The organism is Pantoea sp. X-Soil-TKNS-1279 (assembly GCF_059730565.1).
Window position 1 is genome coordinate 151,972 of record NZ_AP035948.1, and the last position, 25,586, is coordinate 177,557.

Here is a 25,586-nt window from a genome sequence, read left to right on the forward strand (position 1 = left end):
GGCTTACCGGTTGAAGGGTGTTTTTTATCGTTGCTTGCGGTTACTCACACTCTCTGTAAATAACCCCACCTTGTATTGACGTTCTTTGCAACTGTTGACAAATTGATGCGTCAATAGATGCAGAGTCCGACGCGTCTGGCAGATTCCACGGTGCCAGCGCAACAAAAACAACGATTCGCATTTTGGTCACAAAAGTGACTTGCCTGAACCGCATAAAAAAATCAGAGGTCAGGCGCAACGCACACAACATCACATCACAATGGAGCAAAACATGATCAACTCCCTGGCTAAATCCAGGATGCTGAAGGTCGGTCTGAGCCTGATTGCTATGACCGTTGCCGCGGGTGTCCAGGCGAAAACCCTCGTTTACTGTTCAGAAGGTTCGCCGGAAGGCTTTAACCCTCAGCTGTTCACCTCTGGTACCACCTACGATGCCAGCTCCGTACCGATCTACAACCGTCTGGTTGAATTCAAAATCGGCACCACAGAAGTGGAACCGGGCCTGGCTGAAAAGTGGGATGTGAGCGCTGACGGCAAAACCTATACCTTCCATCTGCGCCAAGGCGTGAAGTGGCAAACCACCAAAGACTTCAAACCGACGCGTAACTTCAACGCTGATGACGTGATTTTCTCCTTCGAGCGTCAGCTCGATAAAAACAACAAGTACCACGGCGTTTCTGGCGGCAGCTACGAGTACTTCGAAGGCATGGACATGCCGAACTTGATCAGCAAAATCGAGAAAGTGGACGATCACACCGTTCGCTTCGTGCTGACCCGTCCGGAATCTCCGTTCCTGGCCGACCTCGGGATGGACTTCGCCTCTATCCTGTCGAAAGAGTACGCGGATAACATGCTGAAAGCCGGTACGCCGGAAAAAGTGGACCTGAACCCGGTAGGTACCGGTCCGTTCCAGCTGCTGCAATACCAGAAAGACTCGCGCATCCTCTACAAAGCGAACCCGGATTACTGGGGCACCAAACCGAAGATCGATCGCTTAGTCTTCTCCATCACGCCAGATGCTTCCGTGCGTTACGCCAAGTTGCAGAAAGGCGAGTGCCAGGTGATGCCGTACCCGAACCCGGCTGATATCGCCAGCATGAAGAAAGACAAAAACATCAATCTGATGGAACAACCGGGTCTGAACGTCGGCTACCTGTCGTTCAATACCGAGAAAAAACCGCTGGATAACGTGAAAGTGCGTCAGGCACTGACTATGGCGGTGAACAAGAAAGCCATCATTGATGCGGTTTATCAGGGTGCTGGCCAGGCCGCGAAAAACCTGATCCCGCCAACCATGTGGGGTTACAACGACGCGGTGCAGGATTACCCGTATGATCCGGCTAAAGCCAAAGCGCTGCTGAAAGAAGCGGGTCTGCCAGATGGCTTCACCATCGACCTGTGGGCGATGCCGGTACAGCGTCCGTACAACCCGAACGCCCGTCGTATGGCGGAAATGGTTCAGGCTGACTGGGCGAAAATCGGTGTCAAAGCCAACATCGTTACCTACGAGTGGGGCGAGTACCTGAAGCGTGCCAAAGCGGGTGAACATCAGAGCGTGATGATGGGCTGGACCGGTGATAACGGGGATCCGGACAACTTCTTCGCCACCCTGTTCAGCTGTGCAGCGGCGAAAGACGGTTCTAACTACTCACGTTGGTGCTACAAGCCGTTTGAAGATCAGATTCAGCCAGCCCGTGCTGAAGCCGATCACAACAAACGTATTGAGTACTACAAACAGGCACAGGTGATTATGCATGACCAGGCTCCGGCGCTGATCATTGCGCACTCGACTGTGTATGAGCCAGTCAGCAAGAAAGTGACCGGCTATGTGGTTGACCCGTTAGGTAAACATCACTTCGAAAACGTCGATATCCAGGAATAACCTTTCGGATTATGGCGGTCAGGGCCGACGCCGTCGGCCCTCGGGCGGCTTCTTCGCCGCCCGCACTCCGCACTTTTTTTCCGGCTAATTTCTTTTTATTGAAGCGCTTCTGGCGTCGCGTTCGGCTATGTGCCGGATGCATGTTTTGAGCAATGTAGTCCCCGGCGGCAACGCTGCGGGAAATGACTGAGAGTACGGCTTATGCTGCAGTTCATACTCCGACGTCTGGGCCTTGTCATCCCAACGTTTATCGGTATTACCCTGTTGACCTTTGCATTTGTTCATCTGATCCCCGGTGACCCGGTACTGATCATGGCGGGTGAGCGTGGTATTTCGCCCGAGCGTCATGCTCAGTTGATGGCGATGTTTGGTCTTGACCAACCCCTGTGGAAACAATATCTCACCTACATCAACGGCGTGTTGCACGGTGATTTAGGTATCTCGCTGAAAAGCCGCATTCCGGTGTGGGACGAATTCGTACCGCGCTTTAAAGCCACGCTGGAGCTGGGCATCTGCGCAATGATCTTCGCCATTGCCGTCGGCATTCCGGTCGGCGTACTGGCGGCGGTCAAACGCGGTTCTGTCTTTGATCACACCGCCGTGGGCATCTCCCTGACCGGCTACTCGATGCCGATTTTCTGGTGGGGCATCATGCTGATCATGCTGGTGTCGGTGCAGCTCAACCTGACGCCGGTCTCCGGGCGTGTCAGTGACACCATCTTCCTTGATGATAGCCATCCGCTTACCGGCTTTATGCTGATCGATACCCTGATCTGGGGCGAGCCGGGCGACTTCAAAGATGCGGTGATGCATATGATCCTGCCTGCCATCGTGCTGGGGACTATCCCGCTGGCGGTGATTGTGCGTATGACTCGTTCCTCCATGCTGGAAGTGCTGGGCGAAGACTACATCCGCACCGCGCGTGCCAAAGGGCTGACGCGTATGCGGGTGATCGTGGTGCACGCCCTGCGTAACGCCATGCTGCCGGTGGTGACGGTTATCGGTTTACAGGTCGGTACGCTGCTGGCCGGGGCCATCCTGACAGAAACCATCTTCTCCTGGCCGGGCCTTGGGCGCTGGCTGATTGAAGCGCTGCAACGCCGCGATTATCCGGTGGTGCAGGGCGGCGTGCTGCTGGTGGCGATTCTGATCATCCTGGTCAACCTGTTGGTTGATCTGTTGTACGGCGTGGTTAACCCACGTATCCGTCATAAGAAATAAGGGGGCATCATGTCTGCTGTTGATCCCGCAAGCGTAAGCGCTGCACCCAAGCCGATGACCCCGATTCAGGAATTCTGGCACTACTTCAAACGTAATAAAGGCGCGGTTATTGGCCTGGTCTTCATCATCCTGATGCTGCTGATCGCCATCTTTGCTGAATTCCTGGCGCCTCATGCCCCTGCGGAACAGTTCCGCGATGCGTTGCTGCATCCGCCAGTGTGGCAGGAAGGCGGCACCTGGAAGTTTATCCTCGGTACCGATGATGTTGGCCGCGATATTCTGTCGCGCCTGATGTATGGCGCACGCCTGTCGCTGCTGGTGGGCTGCCTGGTGGTGGTACTGTCGCTGATCCTCGGGGTGGTTTTCGGTTTGATGGCCGGTTACCTCGGTGGTGTGGTTGACGCCATCATCATGCGCCTGGTCGATATTATGCTGGCGCTGCCGAGTCTGCTGCTGGCGTTGGTGCTGGTGGCGATTTTTGGTCCGTCGATTGTGAACGCCGGGCTGGCGCTGACCTTTGTGGCATTGCCGCACTATATCCGTCTGACGCGTGCTGCGGTGCTGGTGGAAGTGAACCGCGATTACGTCACCGCTTCCAGCGTGGCGGGTGCGGGTACGCTGCGCCAGATGTTCGTCAATATTCTGCCTAACTGCTTGGCACCGTTGATTGTGCAGGCGTCGTTAGGTTTCTCCAACGCCATCCTCGATATGGCGGCGTTGGGCTTTCTCGGTATGGGGGCGCAGCCGCCGACACCGGAGTGGGGCACCATGCTCTCCGACGTGTTGCAGTATGCGCAAAGTGCCTGGTGGGTCGTGACCTTCCCTGGAGTGGTCATCCTGCTCACGGTTCTGGCATTCAACCTCATGGGCGATGGTTTGCGTGATGCACTCGACCCGAAACTCAAGCAGTAAAGAGGCACCGAGATGGCGTTATTAAATGTAGAAAAACTGTCGGTGCATTTCGGCGACGAAAAAACACCGTTCCGTGCGGTTGACCGTATCAGCTATCAGGTTGAGCAGGGCCAGGTGGTCGGCATTGTCGGTGAGTCTGGTTCCGGTAAATCGGTTAGCTCGCTGGCGATTATGGGCCTGATTGATTATCCCGGTCGGGTGATGGCAGAGAAGCTGGAATTCAACCAGCGCGACCTGCAACGCATCTCCGAAAAAGAGCGCCGCCAGCTGGTGGGTGCGGAAGTGGCGATGATCTTCCAGGACCCGATGACCAGCCTTAACCCGTGTTACACCGTGGGTTTCCAGATTATGGAAGCGCTGAAGGTGCATCAGGGCGGTAGCCGTAGCACCCGTCGTCAGCGCGCGATTGATCTGCTGGAGCAGGTGGGGATTCCCGATCCGGCTTCACGTCTGGATGTGTATCCGCATCAGCTGTCGGGCGGGATGAGCCAGCGTGTGATGATCGCCATGGCGATCGCCTGCAAACCTAAGCTGCTGATCGCCGATGAACCCACCACCGCGCTCGATGTGACCATCCAGGCGCAGATCATTGAACTGCTGCTGGAGCTGCAAAAGCAGGAGAACATGGCGCTGATCCTGATCACCCATGACCTGGCGCTGGTGGCGGAAGCGGCGCAGCACATCATCGTTATGTATGCCGGACAAGTGGTGGAAAGCGGCAAAGCGGCGGATATCTTCAAAGCCCCGCGTCATCCTTATACCCAGGCGCTGCTGCGTGCGCTGCCGGAATTTGCGGCGGATAAAGCGCGTCTGGCCTCGCTGCCGGGCGTGGTGCCGGGTAAATACGACCGGCCAACCGGCTGCCTGTTGAATCCGCGCTGCCCCTACGTGACCGATCGTTGCCGTAGCGAAGAGCCTGAACTGCGCGACATTCCGGGCCGTCAGTCCAAATGTCACTTCCCACTGGATGATGCCGGGAGACCGACTTATGAGTCATGAGAAAACACAGCAGGATTACCTGCTACAGGCGATTGACCTGAAAAAACACTACCCGGTGAAGAAAGGGTTGTTCGGCCAGGAGCGTCTGGTCAAAGCATTGGATGGCGTATCGTTCAATCTGGAACGCGGCAAAACGCTGGCGGTGGTCGGGGAGTCGGGCTGTGGTAAATCCACGCTGGGCCGTCTGCTGACCATGATTGAAACCCCAACCGAAGGCGAGTTGTACTGGCATGGTCAGGATTTGCTGAAGCATGACCCGCAGGCGCAGAAACTGCGTCGCCAGAAAATCCAGATTGTGTTCCAGAACCCCTATGGTTCGCTGAATCCGCGCAAAAAAATCAGCCAGATTCTGGAAGAGCCGCTGGTAATCAACACCACGTTGACCAAAGCGGAACGTCGGGAAAAAACGCTGGAGATGATGGCGAAGGTTGGTCTGAAAACCGAACATTACGATCGCTACCCGCATATGTTTTCCGGCGGTCAGCGTCAGCGTATCGCCATTGCCCGCGGCCTGATGCTGGACCCGGATGTGCTGATCGCCGATGAACCGGTATCGGCGCTCGACGTCTCGGTGCGTGCGCAGGTACTGAACCTGATGATGGACCTGCAACAGGATCTCGGTCTTTCCTATGTGTTCATCTCTCATGATTTGTCGGTGGTGGAACATATCGCCGATGAAGTGATGGTGATGTACCTTGGCCGCTGCGTAGAGAAGGGGAGCAAAGAGGCGATTTTCAGCAATCCGCGCCATCCCTACACTCAGGCGTTGTTGTCGGCCACGCCACGCCTCAATCCGGATGAACGTCGTGAACGTATCAAACTGACCGGCGAGCTGCCCAGCCCGCTTAACCCGCCGCCAGGTTGCGCCTTTAACGCACGCTGTCGTCGCCGTTTTGGCACCTGTGTACAGTTGCAGCCCAAGTTGAAAACATACGGTGAGCAACAAATTGCCTGCTTTGCCGTAGACCAGGATGAGAACCAGCCCATCGCTGGCGCGTAACCTGTGACAGCGAGTGACAAAGGCCCCAGACGGGGCCTTTTTCTTGTGTGCGGGTTGCGCTTCACGAAGCCGATTTTGTCATTATTTTGAAATAACCAGAAACAACCAAAAACAAACGGGTTGCACCTGCATAGCCCGCTATTGTTAAATTTTTTAGCAGAATCTTAGGCTTTAAATTATTAATTTAAAGGATGTATGTACTGTAGGCTTATCCGAGATCTGACCAGTTTCAACGCCTGCTGGCTTGTCAAATGTAACCAGACAACCTAATTTGCTTCACACTTTGACAACCTTTTTCGTCCTGCGGGTTGCACCTGAAGCGCGCCAGGTGACACCTGTGCAAATCATCCATTTGGCGGGGTTACTGGTTATGACACAACATGAAAGCAGCACGGCGGTTTTACGAAAAAACAAGAAGGTGTTAATCGCCAGCCTGACAGGGAGTTCAATCGAGTGGTTCGATTACTTCCTCTACGGCACGGCGGCGGCGCTGGTGTTTAACAAGATTTTTTTTCCAATGGTCGATCCGGTTATTGGCTTAATCCTTTCTTATCTTTCCTTTTCCCTCACCTTCTTTATCCGTCCGATTGGCGGTGTGTTGTTCGCCCATATTGGCGATCGTATCGGCCGGAAAAAAACGCTGGTGTTAACGTTGTCGCTGATGGGCGGTGCTACCGTGATGATCGGATTGTTGCCCACCTATGACATGATCGGCATTTGGGCACCGGTGTTGCTTATTCTGATGCGCATCATTCAGGGCATGGGCATTGGAGGCGAATGGGGTGGCGCGCTGCTGCTGGCCTATGAGTATGCACCGGCGAAACGCAAAGGCTTTTTTGGCAGCATTCCCCAGGCCGGTGTCACCATCGGGATGTTGATGGCGACCTTTATTGTCTCACTGATGACGCTTTTCAGTGAAGACGCGTTTCTCTCCTGGGGATGGCGCATTCCGTTTTTATTAAGTTCTATCCTGGTATTCCTGGGGCTGTGGATCAGGAAAGATATCGACGAAACGCCCGACTTCAAACGCGTCAAACAAGCAGGCCAGGTTGCCAAAGCGCCTTTACGCGAGACGTTGAAGCATCACTGGCGTGAAGTGCTGATTGCCGCCGGGCTTAAAGTGGTGGAAACCGCACCTTTCTATATTTTCTCAACCTTTGTGGTGAGCTATGCCACAACGACACTGAGCTACCAAAAATCGCAAGCGCTGGAAGCGGTGACATTGGGTGCGCTGGTCGCCACTCTGATGATTCCATTAATGGGGCTGCTATCCGACAAAATCGGTCGTCAGCGCATGTATGCGGTGAGCGTTTTCATGCTCGGGTTGTTTATCGTGCCCTGGTTTATGCTGCTGGATACCAAAACGACCTGGGGTATCGTGCTGGCGACGGTCATCGCCTTTGGTGTGCTTTGGGCGCCAGTAACGGCAGTGCTTGGTACGCTCTGTTCCGAAATCTTCAGCGCCAATGTTCGTTATACCGGGATTACCCTTGGCTACCAGCTTGGCGCAGCGCTGGCGGGTGGCACCGCACCGCTTATCGCGACTGGCCTGTTGGCAAAATATAACGGGGACTGGGTTCCGGTGGCCTGGTATCTGGCGGTTACCGTGGTGATTTCGCTGTTGGCGATATTCTGCGCCAGTCGGGTAAAACGTGAAGCCGTGATTCAGGCACAGACGCAACAACTCTAATTATCAATCGGCCAGCCTTTCTGGCCGATTGTTCACTCCTATCCAAATTCCCGCCTATACTTCAGAAAAATTAACGCCAATTGTCTTGTTCACTTAACATTAACAAAATCCATTACCGCCTTTCATCTGTGATGCGCTGGCATTAAAAATTGTTTCGACCGTTAAGACAAATTCTGAATTTTGTCAAATTCGTGTGAGATTAATCACACAGGTGAAAAATCCGTAACTTGCAGAGGCTTAGAGATATTTCAGTGAGTTACGAAAAGATGAGCTGCGTGATTATTTCAGTTAACCGATATTAATTAATTTCAGGTCATAAGCAGAAGGAGAGTTATTTTGCTACCTTTTTTCAATCACAAAGATAAAACTCTTTTATTGAATTCGGCGTTTTAATAATCAGATTTCTCTCACTGTGTTTTAATGTATGTGATATATTCGCGAAAAATTCCCCCCCTCCTTTTACAGGCCCCTGGTCATGAAGAACTACGACGATTTGCAGCGTTTTAAGGAAAAAACGCAGACGCTGGATATCGCTTTTAAGGATATGTCCGGGCAAACGCAGGAAGCCGACCAGAGTCAGTGGGCGATTATCCGTCAGCTGGCTGCTGATGAAGATCAGGAAACGTTAGGCGGCGGCCAGCGTATCGATCTGCCGCAGCCACAGCCGATTCGCGGCAACGAATTCGATGCACCACCACAACAACCGCAGGTCGCGCCGCTCGCCAGTAGCGTACGGGGTTCGATTCTGGATAGCCTGGCAGCGACGCCAGCAGCGGGGGAGGCCCCGACAGCGGTGTCATCATTGTTCCCGCCAGCCCCGGCTAAACCCTCGCCTTCAGCCACACCTGTGGCACCGAAAGCCACTCATGTTGAGCGGCAGGCAACAACGTCGCTGTTTCCGCCCCCACCGCCCAAACCGGTTGAAGCGCCTGTGGCACCCGCTGTGGTGCCGGAGTCGGCAGTGGTTCCGGCACCGGTGGCCGTTGCACCGACCCCCGTTTTTGCTACCCCAGTCGCACCGGCGCAACCCGCTGCGGCACCGTCACGCTTTGGCGCATTATTCCGTTCGCGGCCTGCTGAGCCTGTGAACCTGTCGAAAGAGACATTACTGAAACCGTTACTGGAGAAGATTGCGCTATGCCGTTAGTTTGTGTGTGCTCGCCTAAAGGGGGAGTAGGGAAGACCACAATGGCAGCCAACCTGGCCTGGAGTCTGGCCCGCGCAGGCAGCAAAGTTTTGGCAATTGATTTTGACGTACAAAATGCGCTGCGCCTGCATTTTGGTGTTCCTTTACATGATGGGCGCGGTTTTGTGGCACGTTCGGAGGAGCAGGCCGACTGGAGCCAGTCGATTCTCACCACTGGCGGCAATATTTTTGTCATGCCTTACGGTGATGTCACTGAGCAGCAGCGCGAACGTTTTGAAGATAACCTGAGTAAAGATCCGCATTTCCTGAAGCGTGGCCTGGATACGGTACTGAATTATCCCGGCCTGGTGATTATCGCGGATTTTCCGCCAGGACCGAGTCCGGCATTAAAGGCAATGACGGCACTTGCCGATATGCATTTAGTGGTGATGCTGGCAGATACCGCTTCCGTTTCTTTGCTACCGCAAATTGAAAACGACCGCATGATTGGTCAGCCACTGAATAATAAACGTGGACACTATTTTGTGCTCAACCAGAGCGATAACCGCCGCAATATCAGCCGTGATGTCACCGCTTTTATGCAGCAGCGTCTGGGGGACAATTTATTGGGCGTGGTGCACCGGGATGAAAGCGTCACGGAAGCCAATGCGTCACAGCAATCTGTTTTTGATTTCAGCCCTGCATCTGCGGCAGCGTTTGATATTGAGCTGGTTGCCAAGCGTGTCTCCAATATTCTGAATATCTCCGTGGGCAACGGTGAAGTTCAGGCACCCATTCGCAGTCATTATTAATAGCCTGGCATTGTCAGGCGAATAATAACAACACAGCTCCGCAGGTGAATCATGAGTAAACTCGCGTTTTACCTGCTGCTGCTGGTGCTTGCACCGGTCGCAGCGGTAATCATCATCACGCCGATGGATAGCCAGAAACAATATATTTTTGGCTTAATCAGCATCGGTATGCTGTTTTTAATGGGCTTAAGTAAAAGCCGTAAAATAACTGTGGTGATGGTCATCCTCTCCGCCCTGATGTCGACCCGCTATATATGGTGGCGCACTACGGAGACGTTGCACTTTAATTCCGAGATTGAAGCCATTCTCGGTATCGGTTTATATCTTGCCGAATTGTACGTCTGGCTGATCTTAATTCTGGGTTTCCTGCAAACCACCTGGCCATTAAAACGCACCATTGAACCGCTGCCGGAAGATACCAGCCTGTGGCCAACGGTCGATGTGTATGTGCCTTCTTATAATGAAAGCCTCGATGTGGTACGTGATACCGTTCTGGCGGCACAGTGTATTGATTACCCGCGCGACAAGCTGAAAATTTATTTGCTGGATGACGGCAAACGTAGTGAATTTGCCATGTTTGCGGCAGACGTCGGGGTCGGTTATATCACCCGTGACGACAACCGCCATGCGAAAGCCGGTAACCTCAACCATGCGATGAAAATCACGAAAGGTGAGCTGATTTGCGTATTTGACTGTGACCACGTTGCCACCCGTACTTTCCTGCAAGCGACGGTGGGGCCGTTCCTGAAAGATCCGAAGCTGGCGCTGTTGCAAACGCCGCACTACTTCTACTCACCCGATCCGTTCGAACGTAACCTGCGCGCTGCGCGCAGCATCCCGAACGAAGGTTCGCTGTTCTACGGCCCGGTGCAGCAAGGCAACGATAACTGGAACGCGACCTTCTTCTGCGGTTCCTGTGCGGTGATTCGCCGTAGCGCGCTGGAGGAGATTGGCGGGTTTGCGGTGGAAACCGTTACCGAAGATGCCCACACGGCATTGAAAATGCAGCGTCTTGGCTGGGGTTCTGCCTTCCTGTCGATTCCACTTGCGGCCGGACTGGCGACCGAACGTCTGGGTCTGCACGTCATTCAGCGTACCCGCTGGGCGCGTGGCATGACGCAGATTTTCCGTGTCGATAACCCGCTGTTCGGGCGTGGTCTGAAGTGGCAGCAACGCCTGTGCTACCTCAACGCGATGTTGCACTTCCAGTTTGGTCTGCCGCGCGTGGCGTTCCTGACGGCACCGCTGGCGTATCTGCTGTTTAACCTCAACATCATTCACTCGTCGGCATCGTTGATTTTCGCTTACGTGCTGCCGCACCTGGTGATGTCGCTGTACGTCAACTCACGTATGAATGGCCGGTTCCGATACACCTTCTGGGGTGAGATTTACGAAACGGTGATGTGTTTCCACCTGGTTATCCCGACCATTTTGACCATGTTCTCGCCGAAACACGGTAAGTTCAACGTCACCGATAAAGGCGGGGTGCTGGATCAGGGCTTTTTCGATTTCCACATCGTGCGCCCGCATGTGATTGTGGCGGCGTTGCTGACGATAGGGATTGTGGCGGGTGTGGTGCGTGCCACCATGCATGATTACTTCGGGGTGGATCCTTACGTGATTGCCCTTAACGTCGGCTGGGCGGTGTTCAGCCTGATTATCCTGATGGCGGCGATTGCCGTAGCGCGTGAAACCAAGCAGGTGCGTAAAACCATCCGTATTGAAGTACAGATCCCGGCGATTATTCACTACGCCAGCGGTATCTCGTCGCGCACCATGACCAGCGACCTGTCGATGGGCGGCGCACAACTCGACGCGCCCGATGATCGTCATGAATACGATGAAATCGAAGAGATCGATCTGCTGCTGAAATCAGGTGCCATTACCATTCCGGTGAGCAAAATCTCCGGCGATGACGAAACCATTCGTCTGCGTTTCGAAGCCATGCCGCTGTCGCGTCGCCGCGAACTGGTGCGTGTGGTGCTGGCGCGTGCCGATGCGTGGATTCAGCCGCAGTACAAGCAGGACAATCCGTTGTTGTCGCTCGGCACCATTGTGCGTACCGTTTTCGAGCTGTTCTGGCTGACATGGAAAGATCGTCGTAATAAGGGCAAGCAGGAGGCTCAGCCTGCCGTCAAAGAGGACAGCGCCGCATGAAAAATTTGACGCAAACGTTGCTGGCGAGTTCGCTGGCAACCGCGCTGCTGCTCGTGCCCGCCTGGGCGGAAACGCCAGCCACGGTAACGCAGGACAGCTCTGCACTGGGGCAAATTCCGCCACCGCAGGGCCTTGATAACAATGCCGATGCACAACTGAAAGAGGCGGCAGGTAGCACGCCTTATACTCCGGCGGAAACCGCGCCAGCGGTCAGCGCACCGGCCGAGAATGCGCCTGCGGTAGAAAATGATGCACCCGCCGCCAGCGAGTCTCCGGCTCCGGCACCCGAGATGGTTCTGCCGACACCTGCTGCGGCCCCGGTGCCAGCACCGGTCGTCGCCGCGCCGCTGAATCAGCCGGTCAGCACCGTGATTTCGGTGGCACAGATGGGCCAGAAGCAGGGCATCGTGTTAACCGGTGGTCAGTTGCAGTCCGGCATCGTGTTTACCCTGCCGGGTGACGAGGTAATCACCAATGCGCGCCTCAACCTGTCGCTGCGTGTTTCTGCTGCGCTGGCATCGCGTAATACCTCGCTGCAACTGATGTTGAACGGCCAGCCATTGGGCACGTTGCCACTGGGTTCCACCGACAGCGATACCAGTGATTATCAGCTCGATATCCCGGCGGCGATGGTAGTGTCCAGCAACAACCTGAGCTTCAAAATCAACGATGCTGACAAGTTGTTGTGCGAGAAAGAGAGCGCGCAGCAATATCAGGTGACCATCCTGCCGAAAACCACGCTGAGCATGGAAGGCCAGCAGTTGAACATCGGCACCAGCCTGCGTAACTTCCCGCGTCCGTTTATCGATCCGCTGCGCATGACGCCTGCCAGCGTCACCATTGGCTTTGCCTCAAACGTGACGCCGGATACCGTCAGCGCCGCTGCGCTGGTAGCGTCCTGGATGGGCATTCAGTCGGATTACCGTGGCATCCGCTTCCCGGTGGTACGCGGTGATTTGCCGGAGCACAACGGCATTCTGTTCGGCCATCCTGGCGATAAAATTGGTCCCCTGACTTTCCCGGCGGCCAACGGCCCGACCTTACAGATGGTCGATAACCCGCTCAACCCGGTGTACAAACTGCTGCTGGTGAGCGGCGCCGATGATACGCAACTGCGTCAGGCGGCCAATCGTCTGACGACCCAGCCGCTGACCACCGATGCCAGCAACCTGAATGTGCAGCCGCAGCCGATTGCGCTGCGTAAGCCGTATGACGCCCCGCGCTGGATCAATACCAGCCGTCCGGTACGTTTGAGTGAGCTGCTGCGTAAAGATCAAAGCCTGACCACCACCGGTATCTGGCACGATGCGTTGAGCGTGAACTTCCGCGCCGCGCCGGATCTGTTTATGTGGGATGGCGACACCATTCCGGTCAACCTGCATTATCGTTTCCCGTCCGAAAGCTGGATTGACGAGAACAATTCGTTCCTTAACGTGATGCTGAATGGCACCTTCCTGCGCAACCTGACAGTCAATAAAGTCGGCCTGCTGGAGAGTGCCTGGCATCGTCTCGGTGGCGATGCGCGTCAGGAAAACTATGCGCTCAAGCTCGATCCTTATCTGATTTACGGTGACAACCAACTGTCGCTTTACTTCAACATCAAGCCGAAAGCGGATGCCCCTTGCGGCGTGTTGCTGAACAACAACATCAAGAGCCGCATTGAGGATGACTCGTCGATAGACCTGAGCCATACACGCCACTTCACCATGCTGCCGAATCTGTCGTACTTCGTCGGTGCTGCCTTCCCGTTCACACGTCTGGCTGACTTCTCGCAGACGGCGCTGTTGCTGCCGGAAAAACCAAGCGATGCCGAGGTCTCCACGCTGCTGGATATGGCAGCGCGTGCCGGTAACGCCACAGGCGTGCCGCTGGCGCAGAACCAGGTGTTATTCGGGATGCCGAATGGCGGCACCAACCTGTCGCGTCTGGAGCAGAGCGACCTGCTGGCGGTCAGTACCACGCAAAACACCACCTTTAACCAGGCGATGCTGGCGGGAACGCCGTATGAAACCAGCGGCAATACGCTGGGCGTGAAAGATCCCACCACCTGGGACAAGCTGCGCGGCTGGTTGATGGGCGACTGGTATCGTCAACAACTGGATGCCGATCGCTACTTCTCCTCCAACGAGGCGTGGCGCGGTTTTGTCAGCTATCGCTCGCCGTGGAACCCCGATCGCCTGGTGGTGATGACGGTGGCGACCAGCGATGACCAGTTACTGCGTCTGCACAACGATTTGAACTCGGCGCGTATCAACGCCGGTATTCGTGGCGATACCGCCATCATCACCGATGAAAACGGTATCCGCAGCTTCCGCGTCGGGCCGCAGTTCCCGAGCGGTGAAATGCCCTGGTACATGATGGTGGTGTGGTATGCCAACCAGCACTCCGTGCTGATGGCGCTGGCCGCATTGCTGGTTTCAGCGCTGGTGGGCAGTGGTGCCTGGGTGATGCTGAGACGTCATGCATGGCGACGTCTTAACCCGCAAGGTGATAGCAAGCCCGGCAAGAAGTAAGGATAAAAATAATGAAAAAACATCTGATAAGCGCCGGTATTCGCCATGCCCTGATTCTGGGTGGGGCACTGACTCTCTCTCAGCCGCTGCTGGCGGCGGAGAGCACCAACCCTGCGTTACAAGCGCTGTTCGATCAGGCGGCTTACTGGCACCAGAAAGCGCATGACGATTTAGCCCAGGCCTCGCTGCAAAAAGTGCTGATGGTGGAACCCAATAACACCCAGGCGCTGTACCTGCTGGCGTTATATGCCCAGCAAAGTGGCGATAACGTGGGCGCCGCGCAATGGCGCGCCCGCCTGAACCAGGTGTCGCCCAACGATGCGCAGCTGACGGAGCTTGATAACGCCCGCCAGCTGCAAAGTATCCCGCAGTCACAGTTGTCACTGGCGCGTCAGCAGGCGCGCAGCGGCAACATCGCCGCAGCTTTGCAAACCTGGCGCAATACCTTTAGCGGCAATGAGCCGCCGCCGAGTGTCGCTGCCGAATATTATCTGACGATGGCCGGTGACCGATCGATGCTACCGCAGGCGGTCGAAGCGTTGCGTCAATTCTCCGCCGAACATCCGCAGGATACCGGGGCCAAACTGGCGCTGGGTAAGGCAATGACGTACCAGGAATCGACACGTCGCGAAGGTATCGATCTGCTGGCGACGATGGCCGATGGCAACAAAGATGCTGACCGTTCGCTGCGCCAGGCGCTGCTGTGGCTTGGCCCGCAGGCTTCTGATGCGTCGTTGTATCAGACCTGGCAGCAACGCCATCCGCAGGACAACGCGGTGATGGATTATTACCGTAAAAATGTCGGCGGCGCGGAGAAAGGGGCTGGCTTTACGGCCCTGAACAGCGGCGATGTCAGCAGCGCCCAGAACAACTTCCAGAAAGTGTTGCAGGCCAACCCGCAGGATGCCGATGCTCTGGCCGGTATGGGTTACGTGGCGCAGCGCGCCGGACGTTATTCTGAAGCGGCTGATTACCTGACGCGCGCTGCGCAGTTGGGCGGGGATCAGAGCGAACAGCGCCAGAAACAGGCGGCTGATGCCCGTTTCTATGCGCAACTGGCAACGGCCCAGCAGGCACTGAAGAATGGCGACAGCGCTCAGGCGCTGGCGTTGAGCGAGCCACTGACTCAGGCTGAAGGCGAGAAAGGCACTTCAGCCAAATTGTTCCGCGCGGATGTGCTGCGTCGTACCAATCAGTTACCGCAGGCGGAGCAAACTTACCGTTCGATCCTGCAAAGCGAGCCGGATAACCGTAACGCGAAAGAAGGGTTGTTTTACGTGCTGCGTCAGCAGAATCGTAGCGCCGAAGCCAATACGTTGTTGGCCTCGCTGCCGGACAGCGTGCGTCAGAGCGTGGCACCGCGCGGCAGCAGCACCGATCCAATCCGCCAGCAGGCGAAGCGTGAGCTGGCGGCAGGTAACAATGCTGCGGCGATTGCCACCCTGCAACAGGGCATCGCGCGTAACCCTAACGATGGCTGGCTGCGTCTCGATCTGGCGCGCATCTATCGTGGTCAGGGCGATAGCATGATGGCGGCGAATATTATGCAGCCGACCATGCGTACCGGTGCCAGCACCAATGAACTCTACGCCGGTGCGTTGAATGCCAGCGAAAGCGGTGCCTGGCAACAGGCCAGCCTGCTGCTGGCGCGCATTCCCAACAGCAGCAAAAGCAGCGACATGCGCGAACTGGCGCAACGCGTGAACTTTAACCTGCAAATGAACACCGCCGATCAGTATCTGGCACAGGGTTCGAATGCCGCAGCAGCGAATACGTTGCGCGCGCTGGCGTCGAATCCGCCAGCGAATCCGGTGGACGCGGGTAATCTGGCGCAGAAACTGGCGAAAGCGGGTGACCTCACCACCGCGGTGTCCGTGGTGCGTAGCAATATGCAGCGCGGCGTGCAGGGCAACGCCGGCGATTACGCTGCGCAGGTGGCGGTCCTCAATCAGGCCGGTTTGACCACCGAAGCGCAGAGCTTCCTCAGCAGCCCGGAATTGCAGGCTCGCAGTACGCCGACGCAGTTGGCCGGTATTCGCAACGGCTACGTTATCAACGAAGTGGATCGCCTGCGTGAGCAGAAACAATACGCCGCCGCTTATGACAAACTGGTGGGGGCGCTGCAACACGATCCGCAGAACCGCGATCTGATGTTCGCGATGGCGCGTCTGTACCAATCCGGCAAGATGAACAAAGAAGCGGGCGTGGTGTATGACTACCTGATGACCCAGGACACCCCGACCCAGGATGCGCGTGAAGGGGCGATCAATGTGGCGCTGGCACAGAACGATGTGCAGAAAGCCAATACCCTGACGCGTGGCCTGCGTAATGAGCAAACGCCGGACCGCCTGCTGTTGCTGGCGCGAGTGGCGGAAGCCAACGGTGAGCACAGCCAGGCGATGAGTTATCTGCGTACCGCCCGCGGCCAGTTGATTGGCTTGCAGGGTGCACAAACCGGCAGCGTACCGACCGTGGGTGGTCTGGCGTTGGCGGATAACCCGTTTATCAACCGCAGCACCTCACCGGTAGGGCGCACGCCTTCCAGCTACGGTACGGTGATGCCGTGGCAATCCTCGCCGGATGCCACCAGCAGCGCCAGTGGCGTAACGCTGGCGAGCAATACCCCGGCGGTGCAGCAGAGCCGTACACTGAAGCAGATCGACGATATGATGGACGATTTGCAGGAGAAAACCGGCACCTGGACTCAGGGCCAGTTGCAGGTACGTGGACGTGATGGCGAATCGGGGCTGAGTAAGTTGACCGAAGCCAAAGCACCGCTGACCTTCTCCACCGTGCCGTTTGGTGATTCGCGCTTCGACTTTACCATGACGCCGATTTCCCTTTCGGCGGGCAGTGCCGCGGGCGATGCCTGGCGTCGTTTCGGTACTAACGCGCTGATTCAGGGCGGCGTGGTTGCGGCGGGTGATGCTGAAGTCACCGATGTGCCTTCTTCTTCGACCAATTCGCAGAAAGGCAACGGGGTTGAGCTGAATATGGCGCTGCGTGGCGATAGCTATAAAATCGACCTTGGCAGTACGCCGCTCGGCCAGGATCTCAGCACTATGGTGGGTGGCATCCAGTGGTCGCCGAAGCTGACTGACTTCCTGACGCTGATCCTGACAGGTGAGCGTCGTGCGGTAACGGACAGCCTGCTTTCGTATGTTGGCGCAGAAGATACCGCCAGCGGTAAGAAATGGGGCCAGGTGACGAAAAACGGCGGCAACGCGCTGCTGAGCTACGACAACGGTGACGCCGGTTTCTATGTTGGTGGTGGTGCCTACAGCTATATTGGCGAGAACGTCGCCAGCAACAACAGCGTGCAGGCCACCGCAGGCGCCTATGTACGTCCGTTCCATTACGACGACCGCGAACTGAAGGTGGGTATGAGCCTGTCGTGGATGGACTTCTCGAAAAACCTCAGCTACTTCAGCTATGGTCAGGGCGGTTATTTCAGCCCGCAGAACTACGCATCGATCTCGTTCCCTGTCGACTTCTCGCGTACGTTTGATGACCTGAAGGTGAATATCGGTGGTTCGATCGGTTATCAGTCCTACAGCCAGGACAGAAGCGCTTACTTCCCGAATGATCCTTCATTGCAATCTCAGTTGCAGGCAATGGCGGATGCGGGTTACGTCAAGAGCGCCTACTACGAAGGCGATAGCAAAAACGGCATTGGTTATAACCTGCATGCCGGGGCTGACTATAAGATCAACAAAGATCTCACTCTGGGTGGTCAGTTAGGCTATGACACCTTCGGTGATTACAACGAGACTACCGCGAATCTGTACTTCCGCTACATGTTCGGAGACAACTAATGAGTGAGCAATTGGCAGCCCGCGTCAATCACCCGCATCAGCCGGGCTGGTTTGATCTGGTCAGCGTGATGATTGAAGGCATGCTGGATAATGCCGGAGAGGAAGCCGAAGGTTTCCTCAACCAGGTGGGCGAATCGCTGGCGGCGCGCTATCCTTTGGCGGAGGCGCGCACCGTTCAGGATCTTGAGCGTGAAATGAATTTGCAGCTGGCGCGCTTTAGCTGGGGCTTTGCCCAATTACAGCCGATGGAGAACGCCATTCTGATTCAGCACCATGCGTTACCGGCGGGAGACAACCGGGTGAATAGCGAACGCTGGCAGTTGGCATTTAGCGCCGTGCTGGCCGGGGTGTATGCCCGCTGGCTTCAGGACCAGGGCGGCAGCGTCAAGGTTCCTCTTACCCTTGAAAAGCTCGATGGCAGTACGCTGCACTACCGATATCAATAGGAAGCTGAGATGAGTGTTAAGCCGTTCTGGCGTCAATGGATACTCTGTTTCATGGTGATGTTTTTTAGTGCCCAGGCGGCCGCAGATGGCTGGAGTACCTTTAAAAGTCGCTTTATGAGCAACGATGGTCGTATCAGCGATACCGCCAATAACAACGTCAGCCATACCGAAGGCCAGGGCTACGGCATGTTGCTTGCGGTAGCCAATGACGATCGCCCGACCTTTGATAAGCTGTGGCAGTGGACGCAGACCCATCTGCGCAATCCGCAAAACGATCTGTTTTACTGGCGTTATACCCCAGGTGCGACCGATCCCGTCGCTGACAAAAATAACGCGTCGGATGGTGATGTCCTGATTGCCTGGGCCTTGCAGCGTGGGGCGCAGAAGTGGTCCTCTGCCAGTTACCAGCAGGCGTCCGATCGTATCCAGCGGGCGATTGTGAAGCACAACGTGATCACCTATGCCGGGCATACCGTGATGCTGCCGGGTGTGCAGGGTTTCAATAAAACCAGTTTTATCGTACTCAATCCGTCCTATTTCCTGTTCCCGGCATGGCGTGAGTTTGCTGAGCACAGCCATTTGCGCGTCTGGAATCAGTTGATTGATGATGGCATGGACCTGCTGGGCGATATGCATTTCGGCAAAAGTGGTTTGCCGCTCGATTGGGTGGCGCTGAATGCGGATGGTTCGGTTGCGCCAGCGGTCGGGTATTCCAACCGCTTTAGCTATGACGCGATTCGTATCCCACTGAATATCTGGTGGTACGATCCGCAAAGCCTGCGTCTGGTGCCCTACCAGCGTGTCTGGCAGGCCTATGGGCGCTTAACCACCCCGGCGTGGTTTGATGTGCTGGCGAACACGCCCGCGCCTTATAACCTCGACGGCGGCTTGCTGGCGATTAGGGATTTGACGCTGAGCGAGACGGGTTATCTCAGTGACCGGCTGGCACCGGATCAGAACTACTTTTCTGCCAGTTTGCAGTTGCTGACCTGGATGGCATATCAGGAAAGGCGCTGATTTAGCGAGGCGTTTTGTTGGCGTTCGCACTGGCGTGATTTCGTTCGCCACAGACTGATGTAGTTTCAGTTCGCCGGTGCGGCGACCGAGCAAAAGGCGCCTGGCCGCGCCCTCGGACCTGCCTGCACGTTGCGGCTGAAACTACTTAATGCCTGGCGGGCTGAACCTTCTCAGAGCCAGCCCGCTGCCAGGCGAACCCATCATTTAAAATCCGCATACGGAACCAACGGTTGTGGCGGCATATCCATATCACCGTTCCAGCCCGCCATCGAATAACGCACATACAGCAAGCCGTGGCTTGGGGTGTAATCTTTCGCCTGCTGAATATCCATCGCCACCCCGACAAACCAATGCGGGGTTAAGCGCCGCTCCACAATCGCCTGTAGGGTATAACCCACGCCGCTGCCGGAACTGCTGTCTGAGTACGGATTCGACGCCAGTTCAAACCCCGGATTGACCGGATAACGCTGCTGCGCATCGGTTTTGGAATGCGACCAGGATACCGAGCCGCCGAGATCAAATGACCAGTTCTCGGTACGCTGGCGATATGTCACCGGCACCGAGAACGACAGATATTGCTGCGGGCTGTAGTAGCCACCCTGACCGAAGGTGTAATCGCTTAAATCCTTCTGGTAATGCCACAGCATACTGTTCAGGCCAACGGTGGCGCGGCGGTTGTCCTCGTTAATCAACTTGTAGTAGTAACCCGCCATCATACGTTCGCGGGTGTTGTCTGCGACATTTTCCCCGGTCAGTTGATGCGCGCTGAGATCTGCCCAGACGCCATGTGCGCCCCCCTGGTCATAACTCAACCCGAGCGAACCGCCAGTGGCGACCACGCCCCCCCAGGTTTTGCCGCCGTTAGTGGCGGGATCGCGTGCGCCCGCATAAGCCAGCAGCGAGCTGGAGATCGGGCGACGGGAGGCCGTCAGGGTGACGCCAATATCGTCCACATCGGTTTTCCAGCTCAGACCGCCTACCCAGTTGGTGACTTCAAAGCCGAGCGGCGTGGTACCGATATCGCCAGACCAGCGGTCGTTATGCCAGCCGACGCCAATCGCCGTACCTTCATCGCGCTGGGTGAAATCGCGGCTACAGCCGCCGGAATTGTCATCGTTACAACTACCGAAGCGATCGTTGTGGTTGTTGTTTTCGGTGGCAAAGGTGCCCGCCGACACCAGCACATGATCGACGCGGACAAAACTACGACCATCGGCCAGCGGCGTCTCCGCCTGCAACATGGTGGTGTGCGCAGTAAAATCTGAGCGGCCACCGGTGCCCTTGTCGCGCGAGTAATCCTGTTCCAGCGTGACGGTGGTGTCCTGCTGGCGATAAAGATCGGCGGCATCGCTGCGAATACCGCGCTTCAGCCAGTCATCCTGTGGTTGATTACGGGTCAGCCAGGTGTAGCTGTCGTTATCCTCTGGCACGGTTGCGCTGATGCCGCTGGCAGCCATCGCCAGCCGGTAATCCTGCTGCGCCTGTGCGGGCTGGCGTAACTGGGTTTCCAGCCGAGCGGCATCGCGATACACCAACGCTTTGCTTTGCGAGGGCGCTTCCTGGGCGGCGCGGGTTTTTAACGTGTTAAACAGCTGCTGTGCCCGCAGGTTGTCGCCGCTGTTTTGCCAGGCAAGCGCCACCCGACGCCCGCTGTTGATACTTTCTTCTGCCACGCTATCCGGCAAGCTTTGTAACGCCTGACGCGCTTCCTGTGGACGTTTCAGTGCAATCAACGCTTCAATACGTCCGAGGGCGGCGTCGTTATTATGCGCATCCTGGTGCAGCACCTGCTGGTAACCCGCCAGCGCTGTGCGTGCATCGCCGCGCTCCAGTGCCCAGTCGGCCAGCGTGATATCGCGGCGTGAAGAGGTGGGTTGTTGTTTTAACAATGCGATCGCTGCCGCTTCATTGCCGCCATCGCGTAGCGCATTGGCGCGGGCAAAGACTTTTTGCTGATTCAGCCGATCGGCCAGTTCATGCATGTTGTCATCCCAGCGCGCCTGCGGCAGGCGATTGAGCGCCGCCAGCGCCGCGTCATCCTCATCGCCGGAAGACAGCCACAGCGCCCAGGCATACAACGCACTCGGATCCTGCGGGTGCTGGCGCACCATCGCTTCCATCACCGTGCGCCCCTGCGCGGCTTCGCCACTGTTGCGTAGCGCCCCGGCCAGACGGTACGACAGCCAGATATCGTTGGGAGTATCCTGGGCCGCCTGACGATATTTCACCACCGCCTGATGCCACTGCCCCTGTTCCGCTAACGCATCAGCTTCGGCGCGCAGGCTATCGCTACGCAGAGTACGCAGCGTGTCGGCTAATCCGCGTTGCTGGGCGGCGGGCAAGGCGTTGATAAACGCCATCGCCCGCGCCGGGGATTGTTGCTGGTATAAACCCGCCAGGCGGCGCACCGCCGTGGTGTTACCACGATCAATGCGCAGCGCCAGTTGCCAGTAGCGTTCGGCCTGGGCTTCGTTATGGCGCGCCTGCGCCACATCGCCGAGTCCGATCAGCGCCCAACTGTCGCTGTTATCAATCACCTGGGCGTTGCGATACTGACGCTCCGCCCCATTGAGATCGCCTTTTTTCAGCGCGTTATCACCATTGTTGATTGCCAGCCAGTAACGGTTGGTTTGCAGCAACGACTGCCATTTCCCCACCTGGGTGCTGGCCTGACCGTGTTTGATGGCTTTTTCTAACCACATAATGGCCGCAGCACGGTTGTTGGCGCGCGCCTGGGCCTGGCCCATCGCCCCCATCAGTTCGGCATCATCAGGCGTAGCTTTTAGCGCCGCGCTGAGGGAGGCAATCGCCCCTGCGCCGCCCCCGGCATCAACCAGCGCCAGCCCGCGCATGCGCTGACGCCAGGCCGGATCGGCCAGCAGTTTTTGCTGCCGCGCCAGCTCCTCCTGTCCACGTTGTTGTGCATCGCCAGAGGTAAATACGGTGAGATATTGTTGCAGGCTGGCGACACTCTGGTCGCTGACTGGCTGATTCTGGATCTGCTGTAACCAGAGTTCTGAAGCGGCATCGCGGCCACCATCGCGCCTGGCGAGGTTGCGCAGTTGCGTTAGTGCTGCGGCTGGCTGATTGTTATCAAAGGCCATGCGCGCCAGTTGTAGCTCCACGCCGATATTACCGGGGTAGCGTTGTTCCAGCGCCTGTAATTGGCGCCAGGCCGTCTGCTGCTGACCGGGCAGACGCGCCACCAGTTGCCAGTATTCCAGTTCGGTGTTCACATCCGGGAACACGCCGTGAAACAGCGCGTCCCACGCTTCTTTCGCTTCCGCTATGTGACCCGCGGCCGCCAGCAGTCGGGCTTGTTGCAACTGCTGACGGCCTTCGGCTGACATCAGTTTCATACCGGCTTCGGATTCATGGGCGGCGGCGGATTGCGGTGCCACACGTTTCAGTTCATCCAGTAACGTTTGTGCCTTCGCCAGATCGCCCTGACGCAGTGCCATGCGGATTTGCGCCGCCAGCACCTGTGGGTTGTCAGGATCGATTTTTTCCAGCCGGTAGAGCGATTGCTGCACCAGGTCATACTTGTTGGTCGACTCGCCGGTGCGGATCTGCATCAGTAGCCATTCGACCGGCGAAACCTGTGGGCCGGCGGGCGCGGCGACCGCGCCCGCCAGCATCCCCAGCGTGGTGCTGAGCAGCAGCCCGAACCGCAGCGCGCGCGCTTTATTCATCGTCGTATTCTTCTGCCAGACGACGGCGGCTCACCATACGCATCAGACGCCATGCCATCAGGGCAAACAGCAGCACTACCACCACAGCACACAGCGCCAGCCAGACCGGATGCGTTGCCAGCATATTCCACAGACGCTCCCACCACGGCAGATGACCGACGAAATAGGTATCGCCAACCCGCAGGCTGTAGACACCAGACTCGCGAATGATCGAAGCCGAACCGAAAATCGCCGCGCGTTTGCCGCTATCCTGCATCGCGTTGTTGAGCAGATCCCAACCACGCGGGCTGTCGGCCAGCAGGGCGACCACGCTACGTTGATCAAAGAACGGCGACTGGAAGCCGACAATCACGCCCAGCGGGCCGCGTGAACTGATGGTGGTCTGGCTTTCGACAGCGCGATCGCTGGCAGAAACCGGGACGTTAGGTGCGGCGATGGGGCGTGCTGGCATGTTGATCCAGCTACGGGCCGCCTCAACCAGCGCATTGATCTTGCGGTCATCCTGGAGATCGGCCGGGATGCTGCCGATCATCAGCAGATCGGCGTCGCTGCTTTTGGCTTTGCTCCAGTCGTCGCTCATTTGCACACGCAACGCCGGATAGCCAGTTTGCGCACCGATGCTGCCAAGCGCATTCAGCAAGGTGGTCACTTCGTTGCTGCTTGGTTTTGGTTGTACCAACACCAGCGACTGCGCCATGTCGGCGTAGCGGCTATAAGGGAAACCGGCGTTGGCGTACGCGGCCAGCGATGGCATTTCGATGTAGTGGCGATAGCCGGAGAAATCGATGCTGGAATGATCGTCAATCACCACATGATGGCCGACGGCGGTGACGGTTTCGCAACGGCCATCGGCAGTACCGCCAATAAAGGTGTTGGCGTAATCAAAGTCAAAACGCAGTTGGTTGACCACGCCAAGGCGCAGCGCCGGAATGGTCAGCTGGCGGCTGCTGTCCTGCAAGCCCTGAATAAGCGGGATATGCAGCAGTTGCTTGCCACCGGTATCCTTCGGCATCAACGGATAGTCCTGCATAAACTGGTTATTCAGGTGTACCGCCAGGCGCGATCCATCCTGCTGCATCGGCGAGGTGTAGCGATAAATCAGGTCCATATCGATGCCGCGAGCACGTACCAGGAACAGATCCGGCGGCAGGTTGAGCGTCAGCGCGATCGGGTTGGGTTGCAGGCCGTCGGATTGCAGTTGGTTTTGGTACTGCGTCAGCTCGGCAAAGGTGGTCCGTCGGTCGGTGCGTACCCAGTTCGGCGCGTCATAGGCTTTACGCGGAGCCAGTAATTTGACGTCATCCACCGTTGAGGTATCACCGCGCAGCAGCAGCTCGCCCTGGGCAATGCCTTCGACGGCGGTCAGCAAATCTTTGTCGTCGCGACCGAGAATCAGCAGCATCTTCTCATACGGATTCTCCGGCTGGCTGACCATCATCACCGTCGGCTTTTGCACCGGCGGCATCTCCTTCAGGAAATCAGGACGCTGATCGTTAGTGGCGAATACCACCGCGTGTTGTTCTTTTGGCAGTTGGTTATACAGCACCGGGAAGGTCTGGCCGCGCCACTGCGCCTTGCTGCCAAAATACGAGGCGAGAATCGCGGCGGCACGTTGTTGTTGCAGGTCAGGTGCGGCACTGAACACCATTGGCAGTTGCAGCGGTCGGCTGTCGCGGCTGTCGAAGAAAGGCTCCGGGAAGTGTGACAGATCGTTTTTCAGCGGCAGTTTTTGCAGCGTCAGGTCGAGCTTGCTCTCCTTGCCGATATCCAGCCAGATGGTGCTGTTGGCCGGGTTTTCACACACGTTGGCGTAATGGCCGACCAGTTCCAGCCGCACGCGGTTGAAGTCAGTGATAAAGCGCGGATCAATCGCCAGTTGGGTCTGATTCTCTTTGCCGAGCTGATCGGCGGTGATGGTGATCAGGCTGACCAGTTCATCGTTGAGATACACCTTGAGTTGCGACAGCGTCGGGATTAACGCCGGTGACGGACGATAGTTGAGGGTGAGTAGCGCGCGCGTCACCACCTCATCACTGCGCACGCCAAACTCAATCTGACCGGTCGGCCCGGTGCCGCGCAACGTCATGCTACCCGGTGGTGGCGCAACCAGGTTGAACAGCAGTTGGCTGTCGCGCAGCGGTGCACCAGGCAGTGTCTGGTCGCTCACCACTGGCAGAGGGCTTTGTGCCGCCGCCTGGGGCGCAATCGGAGCAGCTGGTTGCGGGGCAGCCTGAGCCAGTGTAGCGGTGCTCAGGAGCAGGGCGGTGAACCAACTCAGTTTTTTCGTCATGGTCATATCATCAA

General features: G+C 57.0%; 15 protein-coding genes. 13 read left to right on the forward strand and 2 right to left on the reverse strand.

Annotation, left to right across the window (positions count from 1 at the left end; genetic code table 11):
- Positions 1–271 precede the first annotated feature (271 nt).
- The 13 genes from dppA to AC6I8N_RS00790 all read left to right on the forward strand — a co-directional run bounded on the left by dppA (position 272) and on the right by AC6I8N_RS00790 (position 19,590).
- Entirely contained in the window at positions 272–1,882 is a 1,611-nt protein-coding gene (dppA, locus tag AC6I8N_RS00730; protein ID WP_021183744.1) for a dipeptide ABC transporter periplasmic-binding protein DppA, read from the forward strand.
- Between the two features lie 201 nt (positions 1,883–2,083).
- A complete protein-coding gene (dppB, locus tag AC6I8N_RS00735) occupies positions 2,084–3,103 on the forward strand; it encodes a dipeptide ABC transporter permease DppB (protein ID WP_021183745.1) in 1,020 nt (339 codons plus the stop codon).
- 9 nt (positions 3,104–3,112) lie between these two features.
- On the forward strand, positions 3,113–4,015 hold the full coding sequence (gene dppC / locus AC6I8N_RS00740) for a dipeptide ABC transporter permease DppC (RefSeq protein ID WP_036625803.1): 903 nt from the start codon (positions 3,113–3,115) through the stop codon (positions 4,013–4,015).
- Between the two features lie 12 nt (positions 4,016–4,027).
- Positions 4,028–5,014 (forward strand): dipeptide ABC transporter ATP-binding protein, encoded by a 987-nt coding sequence (gene dppD, locus AC6I8N_RS00745; protein WP_021183747.1) that lies wholly within the window; start codon positions 4,028–4,030, stop codon positions 5,012–5,014.
- Positions 5,004–6,014 (forward strand): dipeptide ABC transporter ATP-binding subunit DppF, encoded by a 1,011-nt coding sequence (gene dppF / locus AC6I8N_RS00750; RefSeq protein ID WP_021183748.1) that lies wholly within the window; start codon positions 5,004–5,006, stop codon positions 6,012–6,014. The genes dppD and dppF overlap by 11 nt, the downstream gene beginning before the upstream one ends.
- A 370-nt stretch (positions 6,015–6,384) precedes the next feature.
- Positions 6,385–7,704 (forward strand): MFS transporter, encoded by a 1,320-nt coding sequence (locus AC6I8N_RS00755; RefSeq protein ID WP_497830652.1) that lies wholly within the window; start codon positions 6,385–6,387, stop codon positions 7,702–7,704.
- Between the two features lie 475 nt (positions 7,705–8,179).
- The gene (bcsO, locus tag AC6I8N_RS00760) at positions 8,180–8,851 is read left to right on the forward strand and encodes a cellulose biosynthesis protein BcsO (protein WP_497829836.1); all 672 of its coding nucleotides are present in this window, start codon (positions 8,180–8,182) and stop codon (positions 8,849–8,851) included.
- Positions 8,842–9,642 carry a cellulose biosynthesis protein BcsQ gene (gene bcsQ, locus AC6I8N_RS00765; protein ID WP_497829837.1) on the forward strand — a complete coding sequence of 267 codons (801 nt, stop codon included), beginning with the start codon at positions 8,842–8,844 and terminating at the stop codon, positions 9,640–9,642. The genes bcsO and bcsQ overlap by 10 nt, the downstream gene beginning before the upstream one ends.
- A gap of 51 nt (positions 9,643–9,693) precedes the next feature.
- A complete protein-coding gene (bcsA, locus tag AC6I8N_RS00770; RefSeq protein WP_021183752.1) occupies positions 9,694–11,799 on the forward strand; it encodes a UDP-forming cellulose synthase catalytic subunit in 2,106 nt (701 codons plus the stop codon).
- Positions 11,796–14,312 carry a cellulose biosynthesis cyclic di-GMP-binding regulatory protein BcsB gene (bcsB, locus tag AC6I8N_RS00775; RefSeq protein ID WP_497829838.1) on the forward strand — a complete coding sequence of 839 codons (2,517 nt, stop codon included), beginning with the start codon at positions 11,796–11,798 and terminating at the stop codon, positions 14,310–14,312. The genes bcsA and bcsB (AC6I8N_RS00775) overlap by 4 nt, the downstream gene beginning before the upstream one ends.
- 11 nt (positions 14,313–14,323) lie before the next feature.
- Positions 14,324–18,127 carry a cellulose biosynthesis protein BcsC gene (locus AC6I8N_RS00780; protein WP_497829839.1) on the forward strand — a complete coding sequence of 1,268 codons (3,804 nt, stop codon included), beginning with the start codon at positions 14,324–14,326 and terminating at the stop codon, positions 18,125–18,127.
- Entirely contained in the window at positions 18,127–18,573 is a 447-nt protein-coding gene (gene bcsD / locus AC6I8N_RS00785; RefSeq protein ID WP_021183755.1) for a cellulose biosynthesis protein BcsD, read from the forward strand. Before AC6I8N_RS00780 ends, bcsD begins: the two co-directional genes overlap by 1 nt.
- A 9-nt stretch (positions 18,574–18,582) precedes the next feature.
- Positions 18,583–19,590 carry a family 8 glycosyl hydrolase gene (locus AC6I8N_RS00790; RefSeq protein ID WP_036625810.1) on the forward strand — a complete coding sequence of 336 codons (1,008 nt, stop codon included), beginning with the start codon at positions 18,583–18,585 and terminating at the stop codon, positions 19,588–19,590.
- Positions 19,591–19,790: 200 nt separating this feature from the next.
- Here the strand turns inward: AC6I8N_RS00790 and bcsC are convergent, their stop codons facing one another.
- Positions 19,791–23,282, reverse strand: coding sequence for a cellulose synthase complex outer membrane protein BcsC (bcsC, locus tag AC6I8N_RS00795; RefSeq protein ID WP_497829840.1), 3,492 nt, complete (start codon positions 23,280–23,282; stop codon positions 19,791–19,793).
- Positions 23,275–25,572, reverse strand: a complete 2,298-nt coding sequence (gene bcsB, locus AC6I8N_RS00800; RefSeq protein ID WP_497829841.1) for a cellulose biosynthesis cyclic di-GMP-binding regulatory protein BcsB — start codon at positions 25,570–25,572, stop codon at positions 23,275–23,277. Before bcsB (AC6I8N_RS00800) ends, bcsC begins: the two co-directional genes overlap by 8 nt.
- Positions 25,573–25,586: the final 14 nt, after the last annotated feature.

Bases quoted from the DNA above. Each gene is read 5' to 3' on its own strand.
- dppA (WP_021183744.1), top strand. From the start codon at position 272: ATGATCAACTCCCTGGCTAAATCCAGGATGCTGAAGGTCGGTCTGAGC.
- dppB (WP_021183745.1), top strand. From the start codon at position 2,084: ATGCTGCAGTTCATACTCCGACGTCTGGGCCTTGTCATCCCAACGTTT.
- dppC (WP_036625803.1), top strand. From the start codon at position 3,113: ATGTCTGCTGTTGATCCCGCAAGCGTAAGCGCTGCACCCAAGCCGATG.
- dppD (WP_021183747.1), top strand. From the start codon at position 4,028: ATGGCGTTATTAAATGTAGAAAAACTGTCGGTGCATTTCGGCGACGAA.
- dppF (WP_021183748.1), top strand. From the start codon at position 5,004: ATGAGTCATGAGAAAACACAGCAGGATTACCTGCTACAGGCGATTGAC.
- AC6I8N_RS00755 (WP_497830652.1), top strand. From the start codon at position 6,385: ATGACACAACATGAAAGCAGCACGGCGGTTTTACGAAAAAACAAGAAG.
- bcsO (WP_497829836.1), top strand. From the start codon at position 8,180: ATGAAGAACTACGACGATTTGCAGCGTTTTAAGGAAAAAACGCAGACG.
- bcsQ (WP_497829837.1), top strand. From the start codon at position 8,842: ATGCCGTTAGTTTGTGTGTGCTCGCCTAAAGGGGGAGTAGGGAAGACC.
- bcsA (WP_021183752.1), top strand. From the start codon at position 9,694: ATGAGTAAACTCGCGTTTTACCTGCTGCTGCTGGTGCTTGCACCGGTC.
- bcsB (WP_497829838.1), top strand. From the start codon at position 11,796: ATGAAAAATTTGACGCAAACGTTGCTGGCGAGTTCGCTGGCAACCGCG.
- AC6I8N_RS00780 (WP_497829839.1), top strand. From the start codon at position 14,324: ATGAAAAAACATCTGATAAGCGCCGGTATTCGCCATGCCCTGATTCTG.
- bcsD (WP_021183755.1), top strand. From the start codon at position 18,127: ATGAGTGAGCAATTGGCAGCCCGCGTCAATCACCCGCATCAGCCGGGC.
- AC6I8N_RS00790 (WP_036625810.1), top strand. From the start codon at position 18,583: ATGAGTGTTAAGCCGTTCTGGCGTCAATGGATACTCTGTTTCATGGTG.
- bcsC (WP_497829840.1), bottom strand. From the start codon at position 23,282: ATGAATAAAGCGCGCGCGCTGCGGTTCGGGCTGCTGCTCAGCACCACG.
- bcsB (WP_497829841.1), bottom strand. From the start codon at position 25,572: ATGACGAAAAAACTGAGTTGGTTCACCGCCCTGCTCCTGAGCACCGCT.